This is a genomic window from Vibrio gazogenes (assembly GCF_002196515.1).
In the GTDB taxonomy this organism is placed as follows: Bacteria; Pseudomonadota; Gammaproteobacteria; order Enterobacterales; family Vibrionaceae; genus Vibrio; species Vibrio gazogenes_A.
Window position 1 is genome coordinate 3,366,988 of sequence record NZ_CP018835.1, and the last position, 12,628, is coordinate 3,379,615.

Here is a 12,628-nt window from a genome sequence, read left to right on the forward strand (position 1 = left end):
CGCATGATTGGGAGCGGAATGTTGTTGGGTACTATAGTTTAACCAAGTGGGTTGAGTTTAATTGACCGCGTAAGCTACAAACCTAGCGTATCTCGCTAGGTTTGTTGTTATAAACGAATTGCCATAGACGGTTAGAATTGATAGTCAGCAATGATACCAAATGTCCGTGGGGCACCGATTTCAAACAGATCGTTCTTATGCCGTAAAACATAATTTTCGTCGGTGACGTTTTTAACGTAAGCGCGAATCGTGAAGTTATCCGCGGCATAACCGGCGTTCAGGTTGACAACGGTGTAGTCTCCGGCAGAAGTGCTCTTCGTATTGGCTAAGTCAGTATAATACTCTGAAACGTAGTTCGCCCGGGCGCCGAAGAAGATGCCTGACTCAAGGTGTTGCGTGAAGCCGAGACTCGCAGACAGATCCGGTGCATAGCTGAACTCTTTGCCGTTGAGGTTTTCTGTTGTGCCGCTGGGCCCTTGAGTGACTTCTGTTTTCAGTAAACCAACAGAAGCAAAAACATCTAAGCCAGAGTCGAACCAATAAGTTGTTTCGACTTCTGTCCCATAGGTTTTGCCTTTCGGGATATTGGCAACGTAGTTGTCTAATCGGCTACCGCTATCGCCATAAACAACCGTATGATAGTTATCATAGTCGTTGTAGAAGAGGTTCGCGGTTACCCCCAGTTTTTTATCGAGGAAGGTGGAGCGTGAGCTCAACTCGTAAGTCCAGACTTCTTCTTGGTCAAACACAAAGAGTTCTTTCTTGTACTCGTTATAACCAATCCCCCCGGCGTTGTAGCCTTTACGCGCGGTCAGCCCTAGTGTTGAGTTGCCGGAAACGTCATAAGTGACGCCAATTTTAGGCAGGAAAATGTTGTTATCATCATCGGCTTTAAAATCAATTCGGAATTTTTCATGATCAAAATCGCGATCAAGCTCATCCCGCTCATAACGAGCGCCAAGTAGCAGCCCCCATTTCTGTGTCAGTTTGATTTTGGAATCAAAGTAAATCGAATGGGTTTGCGTTTTATCAAAACGCGTCAGGGAGTCAGTCTGTGTGTCCTGATCTTTGAAGTAACTGCTAAACCCGACAATCGCACTGTATTTTTCGTCTAAAGAGTTATAAGACAGCTTGGCTTCTACGGTGTAATTCTTCTCATCGATATCTCCCCACCAATTCGTATCAGGGTAAGCAACAAACTTGGTTGAGTAGTCACGTCTGGCAAGCAGTACATCGGCTTTCAGCTCTTCATTAATCAGGTAAGCAACGTCCAGATTCACGTTCCAGCTTTTCGTTGTTTGGCGACGGGTACCTGAACCTCGAGTGTCGATGTTTTCAAACGAACCTTCTTTGGTGACCAAATTGGTGTACTGACCTTCCTCATTACGGCTGGCGATCGTTAGTTTCGCCGTCAGTTTGTCGGTTCCCCATGGTTTGAACAGTAGTTTACCCCGGATATTGTGAGATTTAATTTCAGAAGGGTCCCAAGGGTAATGGTACTTATCGTTATCAGAAAATGAATATTCAATCGGCGTGTGGCCTCTGGTGCCTTCTGCGGCAAGACGGAAGGCGAGTTTATCGGCGACGATTGGTGCGGAAACAACACCGGCTAAATGGTATTTATCATCTTCATTTTCGTAACCGGCGCGAACTTTGCTCTCGGTGTGAAACGTTGGATCCTTGGTTTTGATCACCACCGCACCACCGATACTGTTACGTCCTTGGTTGGTCGATTGCGGGCCCTTGTAAACTTCGACCTGTTCGGTGTCCCACAAACCTGCTTTACCGAATGCTTCGCCTGTCCATGATTCAGAGACACCATCAACCGTGGTATTGACGCGGGGCGTTGCGCCGGTCATGTATGAAAGGAATCCGTCTCCGGCCCCACCGCGACCATCGACCCCACGAATATGCGGCATGCCTGATGGCGCGTTCAGAACATTCGGGACGCGATCCAGTAAATCGTAATAAGTCTGGTCTTCTCCGTTATCGGCTTCTGCGGTAAAAACAGTCACCGAACTGGTATTCTCGGCCAGCGTTCCTCCCAGCTTTTCACCAAGGACAACAATCGTCTCCGGGTTTTGAACTTTGTTCTGTTGCTGTGGTTTTTCTGCATTCGCACCCGCGCTGACGCCTAAGCAGAGCAGACCAATCACTGTTGAAAGAATGCTCCTCTGATGACGAAGAACATGACCATTACCACTGTTTAAATCCATGGGCTTCATTTTCTAAAAATTCCTTTAAAAAAATTTGAAAATTATTTGATGTCGCAACAAAATTTAGGTAAAAGTTGTTGCGGATGTTTATGGTAATGATAATTATTATTATTTACAACAATGATTAAGGCAAATTTATACCACTGGATCACTTTTTCTATAAATGTGTTTTATGAATGAGTGCGTGGTTGATGAATCGGAACAGTTATGGCTTTTGAACCCCCCCAAGAACAAAATACACCAGTGATGACTCGTGTTTGCCATTGTCTCACCAGAGACAACTGCAATATCGGCGATCAAACATGGTGGCGGATCATGACTTCGCAAGGCACACCGATAGTCGCGAATATGACGGATGAACATGCTGATGTCATCTTCCTCTGGCGTGAATCGCCATCCGATGCAGACGCCGCAGATATTCAAGACGTGTACATTGATATCAATGGGATCACCGATCATCACAGCTTCGCCATGGCGAAGCTCACCCGAATAGCAGAAACCGATGTGTGGTTTTATGTCGCATCAATTCCGCGCACCTGGCGCGGTGGATATGCGTTTATTCCCGTAACCTCAGCCGATGTACAGCCAAATTATGTGGGGCACGACGACGAGAAAAGGGAGCAGCACCGCCAATGGCTCCGGCGTATTTTTCCGCTGAGTTGCCATGACCAACTCAATGTAAACGGGCTGAATTATTGTGGCTGGGGGCGTGACAAAACGCCGCTGCATATGCCGGATGCACTACCACAACCTCAGTGGCAACCGTTCGATCAGCGCTGCGGACAAAGCATCGTGAAGTCGACTTTCGCCATCGATTGGCACAGTGAAATATTAAACGCTAGCCGCCGGGTCTGGCTCTATTCCACCGCTTCTGCGGAGCAAGTCTTACCGGTGGTCTTTATTCTTGACGGTCGGTTTTGGTCAGAGTCGTTACCAATCTACGACGCACTGTCATGTGCCACTGAAGACGGCGTCTTGCCAGAAGCGGTCTATGTGCTGATTGATGAAATTGATGGCTGTCAGCGGAGTGTGGATCTGAGCTGTAACGCGACGTTTTGGCTGGCGATCATTCAAGAGCTGTTTCCTTTGGTGTCCGGCTATTTCACGCTCAGTGCCGATCCGCAGCGAACCGTCGTGGTCGGCCAGAGTCTGGGCGGGTTAGCTGCGATGTTTGCAGCGCTCAACTGGCCTGAGCGGTTTGGGTCGGTGGTTTGTCAGTCCGGTTCTTTCTGGTGGCCGGATTTCTCGATTGTGAAACCGCCCGGGGACTATGTCCCGCCCGACTCACCTCACTTGTTGAGTGATATGAGTCGGCAGGTACATGACGGCTTAGGTCGTCATGCCTGTTTAAACATCTTCATGGAAGTCGGCAGCGGCGAAGACATCATGGTTGACTTGAGTCAGGACATGTACCACCAACTCGCGGCTCAACAACACAACATTCAATACCGGGTCTTTGATGGTGGCCACGAGCGCCTCTGTTGGCGTGGCGGCATCATCGATGGCCTGTCTTATATTTTTTCATTATAAATTTTTATCAGCACCCAACGGAGTCAGCTATGGCAGAACAATACGTGAATCCTTTTGATGATCCTGAAAATCAGTTCATCGTCCTGATCAACCATCACGGTCAATACAGCTTGTGGCCTGAGTTTAAACAGACGCCTTCGGGCTGGAAACAGACTTTTGGCCCGTCCGGTAAACAGGATTGTATCGAACACATTGAAGCAAACTGGCAAGACATCCGAGTGTAAATCGCACCGTGAAAGCATAAAAATAACGAGAAAAAACAAGTTATTATTTTTAAGGAATGGACGAATGAAAGACCATCAAGTGCCAGAAGAACAGTATGATCTGATTGGTACGCAGCAGGGGATTTGGTTTGGGCAGCAAGTGATGCCAAGACCGGAATCATTTAACGTAGCCCATTACATCGAGATTGACGGAGAGATCGATTTAGAACGATTCACTCAGGCCGTGAACCGTGGTGTGGCAGCCGCAGACTCGCTGCATTTTGAATATCTAGACGTTGACGGAGACATTAAACAAAGAGGCTTTGCGCCGCAACTCGCGCAAGATGTATTGGAAGTGATGGACTTTTCTCAGTCGGCATGTGTGGCGGCATCTGCGCAGGCGTGGATGAAAGCTGATCTCGATACGCCAATTGAGCTACAGGGAAGCCGCCCCAGATATCGTCACTGTCTGATTGATGTCAGCGAGTCGGGGAAGCCGAAATGGCTCTGGTATCAGCGCTATCATCATATTGATGTTGACGGATTCAGTTTTAACGCGATCACGCAGTATATCGTCAGTGAATACAACCGGCTTATGCTGGGGACGGCAAAGCCAGCGCCGTTTACACCGTTCAAAGCGGTGATTGCCGAACATCAGCAATTTTATCGGTCTGAGGCATGTCAACACGCACGCAGTTTCTGGCAACACCAAATCAGCCAACTGCCCGATATCATTTCACTCGCGACCGGCGGGCGACGAAGCTCGGCCTCCGGCGTCGAAAAATTCACGATTGAACTGGCGGGAGGGGATTGGCTGCACCGGGGGGGGCATCAGGTGCTGCCTTCTGAATTTGCCATGGCGTTAGTCTTTGCCTACTTACATTTAGTGTCAGGTGCGCCAAACGTATGTGTCGGTTTCCCGTTTATGCGTCGTATGGGGAGTTCGGCAGCGAGTTCAACCGGTGCCGTGGTCAATGTGTTGCCTTTAACACTCGCCGTTGAGCCAACGATGACCATCACTGATGTGGCGAGGGCGATGAACAAGGCCATTCGTCAAACCCGCCGCCATCAAATGTACGATGCGGAACACATCCAGCGAGATTCCGGCAGAGTCGGGCAGGCGCTGTACGGGCCAATGCTCAATTACAAACCGTTTGAAGAAGAAATCAATCTGGCCGGGACAAAAGGGCAGACACACATTCTTTCCGCTGGCCCGATTGACGACATTGAGTTCTCTCCGCAACTCAGGCATAACCAATTGAGCCTGACGTTAACGGCCAATGCCGTGACATATGGCCAACAGTCACTGGCTTTACATGCCCAGCGTTTTGCGCATATGGTCGGACAGATTGCCCGTAACCCGGATCGACCATTACGTGCTTTGGATATTGTCCCTACCTGTGAACAGACCAATATTGCTCGCTGGTCCACAGGAAGCGTGGCGACGGACCGCCCGCAAGCGCGCCACGTATTAGCAGAGTTTGCGCATCAGGTCGAACGAAAGCCTGATGCTGTGGCATTGCACTTTGGTCAGCAGCACTGGACATTTGCCCAGCTTGATCAGGCCATCGCAACACGGGCGCAGCAGATCAATGCCTTCGGGGCCGGCAAAGGCGATATTATCGGGGTTGCTTTACCACGCAGCGCTGAAACGATGATTACAATGCTGGCGGTTCTTCGGGCTGGCGCGGTCTATCTTCCGATTGATTTGGCATATCCGCAGGAACGCATCGAAACCATCTTAGCGCAGGCTCAGCCGAAGGGAGTGATTGTCGAACAGACGGCATCACTGCCGTGGCAAAGCCTGACACATTGCATCTCTCTGACGGTGCTTGCCAGCCTGAATGTCACCGAATCAGAGCATCCTGAGCTTGAGATTGTCCCTTCGGATGTGGCCTATATCGTTTTTACCTCAGGCTCGACCGGACAACCCAAAGGTGTGATGAATACCCATGGCGCGCTGCTGAACTTATTGCATTCACACCGACAGTCTGTTTTTGCCAATGCGATCCATCGTCTTGCAGAGCAACAGCAGTGTGATGAAAGTGATGTACAAGTTCGGGCAGCGCATACCACATCGTTCTCATTTGATGCGTCTTGGGAGCAAGTGATCTGGATGCTTTGCGGGCATACCCTTTATCTGTATGACGATGAGCAGCGTAAAGATGCCTGCGAACTGACAGAAAAAGTCGCACAAGACCAGATCAATGCATTGGATCTGCCGCCTTCACTGTTGAGCCAAATGCTCGATAACGGATTAATGGCAGCCAGTCACGTGCCGACACTGGTGTTGACCGGTAGTGAAGCGGTGCCGGAATCACTCTGGTCAAGTGTCAAAGCCTACCCGGACTTGCTGGTTGAAAACTGCTATGGGCCGACAGAATTTACGGTGGATGCGGTTAGTGCATCATTGAACGTCGATGACACTCCGGTGATCGGTCAGCCCATTTTAAATACCAAAGCTTATGTGTTAGACACACAGTTGAATACCGTTGCCGTCGGTGTGGTCGGTGAGTTATATCTGGCTGGTGCCGGACTGGCAAAAGGATATCTCAATCAGCCCGGGATGACGGCAGAACGATTTGTCGCGAACCCGTTCGGCCATGGGCAAATTATGTATCGAACCGGAGATCTGGTGAAATGGCGCGACAATGGTCAGCTGGCATTTATCGGTCGGAGCGACGACCAAGTCAAAGTGCGTGGTTTCCGGATTGAACTGGGGGATGTTGAAAGTGCGATTAATGCGATTGACGGTGTCGAGACCACCGTGGTCATTGCCCAGCGTCATGGCGCGTCACACCGACTGATAGCTTACTGCACCTTGGTGAATCATGCCCGGTCTCAGTTGGATGAGCACAGCTTGTTGACTCAAATTGCTGCCACCGTGCCTGAATATATGGTGCCTGCTGCGCTGGTGATCGTGGCGCAATTCCCCCTCAACGTGAATGGCAAAATTGATCGGCAAGCACTGCCTGAACCGACCATTGTGTCTGGTCATACATGGGTCGCGCCGGTCAATCATCAACAACAAGTGCTGTGTGATGCGGTGGCTGAGTTGCTCGGTGTTGATAAGGTCGGCATCACAGATGATTTCTTTGCTTTGGGAGGCGATAGTATCTCTGCCATGGGCTTGGGAACATTACTGAGAAAAGCCGGTTATGAACTGCGCCCCCGGGAGATATTCTCAGCCCGCCAGTTAGGAGGCATGGCTGAGTTGATGCAACCGCTGCGCCGTCAAGTGACGCAGAATCAGGACGGGGATATTTCAGCTTTGCCGATGTGGCGTTGGTTTGAAGAACACTTTGCCGCGCAGACCCGCTATGTTCAAGGCGTGTTTGTCGAGATTGAATCCGATGTCACTCTGGCTCATCTTCAGGCCGGATTAAAACAACTGGTTGCCAATCATGCCGCGTGCCGACTGATCAAACAAGAGACGCGTTATGTGATTCAGTCGATGGCGCAGCTCAAGGTGGACACTTGGGTCGAGACGCTTGAGATTACCGATCTTGATCATGCAGATTTAGACGGCGTATTTGCCCACGCGAGTCAAATGCTCTCACCAGACAGTCAGATGCTCCGGCTGGTGCAAATGCGTGACCGTACCGGGCGTTGCGGGCTAATGATCCTCGCACATCACCTGATCATTGATGGGGTGTCGTGGCGAATTCTATTACCGCAGCTCAACACGCTTGTCCGGGCGCAAGTGAACGGTGTCAAAGCCGGGATGACGCCGGAAGTGACAGGGCTGAACACATGGTCGCAAGCCCTCTATCAACATTTGCCGCAGCTGAGTCAACAAGCACCGGATTGGATTGCGCAAGAATCCCGTCTTATTGAACCATGCAAACCACCGACGGAAAAGGGGAACGTCGTTCACCGTCGCGTATTGCTGCCGACGGTACTGACGCAAAGTATGCTCAGCCACTGCCAAGATTCACAGGCGATTGATGTCGATGAGTTGCTCATGGCTGCGGTGACTTCAGCGCTGGGGCAGTGTTATCAAAAAGACGCGATCAAGCTGTATTTGGAGTCTCATGGCCGCGAAGAGTTTGATGCATCACTGAACCTCAGCCAAACACTGGGGTGGTTCACGACCGAATTTCCGCTCGTTATCGATTTGCCCGCAGCGGGCGAAATCCCAGCTTTACTCAGACAAGTGAAACAAGCGAAGCGACGTGTCAAAGACCGGGGTTTGGGTTACATGTCTCTGCGCTATCTGGACAACCCTTATCGCGAGACGCTCACCGCATTATCTCAACAGCATCCCGCCTCGTTGTTGTTCAACTATCTGGGGCGTTTTGAGCAGACTCAGGCCATGTGGACACCCGTCAGTCGCGCAGGTCAGTTTGCTGACACCTTTGCCGTGTCACTGGAGAGCGATTATGCGCTGTTACATCCGTTAGAGCTGAATATTTTTGTCGATGAGAGTGATGACGGGGCTCAATTTGCGCTCAACTGGGCTTGGGATAACGCGCAATTCAGCCATGATGAGATTGATACCGTATGTGACTGGATCACGCAGCAACTTGAAGCCATGCTGTGTTGGATGAAGGCACAACCTGAGCGACAGGTTGTGCTGCGGGTTGCTGCTGAATATACGCAAACCGGGGTCTCGCTTGACGACGCAGCCGTGTTCGCGGATCGCTTTGGCCCGCTACGCGATATTCTGCCAGCTTTGCCGTTACAAGAAGGGTTACTGTTCCAATCACAGGTAGGCGATGAGAATAGCAATTACAACTCAACCACCAGACTGACTTTCCAAGGCGAGGTCAATCCGCACCAAGTGCAGCAAGCGTTAAACGCGGTGATCACGCGTCATCCGCAACTCGGGGCTAAATTCGACAGTTCGATTTTAGGCCAGACGGTTCAGTTGATTCCTCAAACCGATGCATCCTGGCCGCTGACATGTATTGATATCCGCAGCGAGAGCGCGCAACAGCAACAGGCATACCTTGCTCACACCGAAAAGCAAACGCTCGTTCGTCAGTTCGATCTCAATCATCCGGACGAATCCTTGCTCGGTGCCACGCTCATCCACCATGGTGACGGGCAAAGCACATTGTTTGTTTCTGCGCATCACTTGGTTGTCGATGGGTGGTCAACACCGATCTTGCTGGGGGATTTTCTCACCGCATATGCACAAGGCCATCCAAGTCTGCCGCCCGTAGCAGCCAGCTATGCCGAGGTGGTCAGTCAGTTGAAACAGCGTGATAAAACACAGGCAGAAATGCAGTGGCAGCAAGTGTTGCAAGACGTTACGCCGACCATCGCATTTGAAGATGTGCCGGTTGACGATCAGGTCAAAGAACATGCACTGATCATTGATGCGGAAACAACCCGGCAACTGACTCAACGGCTGAGTGCTTATGGCCTGACGATGAACTCGCTGATGCAGGGGATTTGGTCATCTATCCTCGGCAGTATGACCGGTCGCGAAGATGTGGTGTTTGGCACGCCAATCTCGGGGCGTTTCGGACATGTGAAAGGCATTGATGAACATATCGGTTTGTTCAGTAATACCATCCCGGTACGGATGAAACTTGATGCGCAGCAGAGCTTGTTGGCGCAATTGCAAGCGCATCAGGCAACACAGATTCAACTGCTGGAACATGATGAACTGGGCTTAGGTGAAATTCAGCAGTTAGCGGGTGGCGACACCTTGTTCGATACCCTGTTGGTGGTGGAAAATTACCCGGACCATGCAACGTGGTACGACCAAGATTATCAGGGTGCAACCCTGACCCATATTCACAATCGTGGTTATACCCATTATCCATTAACCATACTGGTTCTTCCCGGGGAGCAAATTCACGTGCTGTTTGAATACCGGGATACAGTCGGTATTGCGCAACAAGTGATGCAGCGCTTTGAAAAACTACTGCAAGCCGTGATTGATACCCCTGAAATCCCCCTGACGCAACTCGATTTACGTTTGGCGGCAGAAATCACCCTCCAGAAACGTGTCAATCAGACGCAGGCCGAAGTGGGGCATCACACGTTGCGCTCACTGATGGCTGAGCAGGCGGCGCGGACACCGGAACAGATTGCGCTGATCGACAGTGACAACCGTTTGAGTTACCAAGCGATGCGTGAGCACGTGATCGCCATCGCGAATTTGCTTGTCCGGCAGCATGTTGGTGTGGGCGATGTGGTTGCGGTCGCTTTGCCAAGAAGTGTCAGGCTCAGTCTTGCTTTTAACAGTATTATTGAATGTGGCGCGGCCTACCTGCCGCTGGATGTCAGCTACCCCGATGATCGATTGGCTTATATGGTCCATGATGCGCAGCCGAAACTGATCGTGACCACATCTGAGTATCAAGCCCGTTTTCGTGATCTTGGGCAACTGCTGATTTTAGATGCGTTACCCGACCCAACACCATTGAGTGATGTCCCGGACCAACCGGTGCTGGATCCGGCGCAGGCGGCATATATCATCTATACCTCAGGCTCGACGGGAAATCCGAAAGGTGTACTGGTGTCTCACCGGGCGATCGTGAATCGTTTGCAATGGATGCAGTCTGAGTATCAGCTCAGTCATCATGATGTGGTATTGCAGAAAACACCATGTAGTTTTGATGTGTCGGTGTGGGAGTTCTTCTGGCCGCTCATTCAGGGCGCGACGTTAGTGATGGCACCCCCTGAGTCACATAAAGATCCGGAGTGGTTGATGGCGGTCATTGAAGACTACCAAGTCACCACCATGCACTTTGTGCCGTCGATGCTGGCGGCCTTTATCGCCTCGGTCGAAGCCAATGCACAAAAAATGGGTACCACGCAGGGCAATACGATCCATGAGAGCAATACGATCCATGAAAGCAATACAATCCATGAAAACAATACAACCCAAGTAAGCAAAGTTGCCCCGAGCTTACAGCGCGTCTTTTGCTCGGGTGAGGCACTGTCCAAAGATCTCGCCCATGTCTACGCGAAGTGGATTGATGCGCCTTTACATAATCTGTACGGCCCCACAGAAGCCGCAGTGGACGTGACATATTGTCCGGCATTCGGCGACCCCATCCACGAAAGCCTTGGTCACAGTGTGCCGATTGGTTTACCGGTATGGAATACCCAGCTGTATGTGTTGGATAGTTTTCTGCGACAAACACCGGTCGGTGTGCCCGGTGAGTTATATCTCGCCGGTGATCAACTGGCGATTGGCTACTTAAACCGCAGCGCGCTGACCGCAGATCGGTTCATGGCCAACCCGTTTGCTCATGGTGAGCGAATGTATCGGACCGGAGATGTTGTGCGTTGGTTACCGTCGGGCAAAATCGAATATCTGGGCAGAAGTGATGACCAGCTCAAAATTCGGGGGCAGCGCATTGAACTGGGAGAAATCGAAGCGGCGCTGCAATCGTTGCCGGGCGTGAAGCAAGCCTTGGTGTGCGCGAAAGCATTCGGTTCAGAAAGGAACATTGCCGGCGCTGATGAGCGCCAACTGGTGGGCTACGTGATTGGGAATGCTGGTCAGCAACCGGATGGTGAAGCGCTGAAGGCTGCCTTATCAGCACATCTCCCGGCGTATATGGTACCGATTGCGATCATGGTGCTGGAAGCATTTCCGCTCAGTGCGAATGGGAAGTTGGATCGTAAAGCGTTGCCGCTGCCGAGTGACATTGTCACGGGAGAAGGGCGGAGAGCGCGCCCCGGTCTGGAAGCTCAACTGGTGGCTATTTTTGCCGATGTCCTCGGGATTGATACCCTGTCGGCTGAAGACGACTTCTTTGCGTTGGGAGGGCACTCTTTGATGGCGATGAAGTTAGCAGCAGACATCCGGCGCGTGTTGAATGTTCCGGTGTCAGTCGGGCAAATCATGGTTCATCCGACGGTCGAAAAACTGGCGCTGTTACTGCTCGATGATGAGGCTCGCAATGATCCGACGCTGGCCGGTTTTGGCGAAGTCCTGCCGATCCGGGCGGGGAATGGGCCGGCGTTATTCTGTATCAACTCCGCATCAGGGTTTGCCTGGCAATACACCGGATTACCGAAATATCTGCAAGGTAACTATCCGATTGTCGGGCTTCAGTCGCCACGGCCATCGGGTGCGATTGCTGCGGGGAGCGACATGCAAGATGCCTGTGATATCCATATGCGAGCGCTGAAAAAGATTCAGCCCCACGGACCTTATCATTTATTGGGTTATTCATTTGGCGGCACCGTCGCACAGTGTCTCGCCGCTCAGCTTCAGCAGCAGGGTGAAACTGTGGCATTCCTCGGGTTACTGGACACTTATCCGCCTGAAGGGCAGGACTGGGACGGGCCAATGAATGAAGAAGCGCAGGAGGAAATTGAACGGGAGAAAGACCTGTTTCTGGCCGCTAATGATGTGACGGATGATGAACTTGATCAGCAAAGAGCCGCGATGTTTCAAGATATCTCTGCCAACTATGAAGATGCGGTGCGGCTGCTTTCTGGGGCGCACTCCTCGCCATATGATGGTCGGGTCGATCTGTTCGTGGCGCAAAGGACATTGCCACAAGGCTATGATATCGACCACCACTGGCAGCCGTTTCTGACGCAGTTAGAAAAGCACCAATTCGACTGCTCTCATGAGGATATTCTCGCGCCTGAGCATGTCGGTGATATCGGTGAACACCTCAATACGTTGTTGTGTCAGATAGAGACACTCCAGTCATAAAGCAAAGAACCGGCATGAGCCGGTTCTTTTTTGCGCTTGAT

The 12,628-nt window shown here is 51.3% G+C and carries 4 protein-coding genes; 3 read left to right on the plus strand and 1 reads right to left on the minus strand.

Annotated elements, in window-relative coordinates:
- Positions 1–131: 131 nt before the first annotated feature.
- Positions 132–2,225, minus strand: a complete 2,094-nt coding sequence (locus BSQ33_RS15270) for a TonB-dependent receptor (RefSeq protein ID WP_088134452.1) — start codon at positions 2,223–2,225, stop codon at positions 132–134.
- Between the two features lie 198 nt (positions 2,226–2,423).
- Between BSQ33_RS15270 and fes the strand changes: the two genes are divergently transcribed.
- From fes to BSQ33_RS15285, 3 genes are all read left to right on the plus strand, one after another.
- A complete protein-coding gene (gene fes, locus BSQ33_RS15275; RefSeq protein ID WP_088134453.1) occupies positions 2,424–3,746 on the plus strand; it encodes an enterochelin esterase in 1,323 nt (440 codons plus the stop codon).
- 29 nt (positions 3,747–3,775) lie between these two features.
- Positions 3,776–3,970 carry an MbtH family protein gene (locus BSQ33_RS15280; RefSeq protein ID WP_021020197.1) on the plus strand — a complete coding sequence of 65 codons (195 nt, stop codon included), beginning with the start codon at positions 3,776–3,778 and terminating at the stop codon, positions 3,968–3,970.
- 64 nt (positions 3,971–4,034) lie between these two features.
- Positions 4,035–12,587, plus strand: coding sequence for an amino acid adenylation domain-containing protein (locus BSQ33_RS15285; RefSeq protein WP_088134454.1), 8,553 nt, complete (start codon positions 4,035–4,037; stop codon positions 12,585–12,587).
- Positions 12,588–12,628 lie beyond the last annotated feature (41 nt).

Coding starts and splice junctions, on each gene's coding strand:
- BSQ33_RS15270 (WP_088134452.1), bottom strand. CDS start 2,225: ATGAAGCCCATGGATTTAAACAGTGGTAATGGTCATGTTCTTCGTCAT.
- fes (WP_088134453.1), top strand. CDS start 2,424: ATGGCTTTTGAACCCCCCCAAGAACAAAATACACCAGTGATGACTCGT.
- BSQ33_RS15280 (WP_021020197.1), top strand. CDS start 3,776: ATGGCAGAACAATACGTGAATCCTTTTGATGATCCTGAAAATCAGTTC.
- BSQ33_RS15285 (WP_088134454.1), top strand. CDS start 4,035: ATGAAAGACCATCAAGTGCCAGAAGAACAGTATGATCTGATTGGTACG.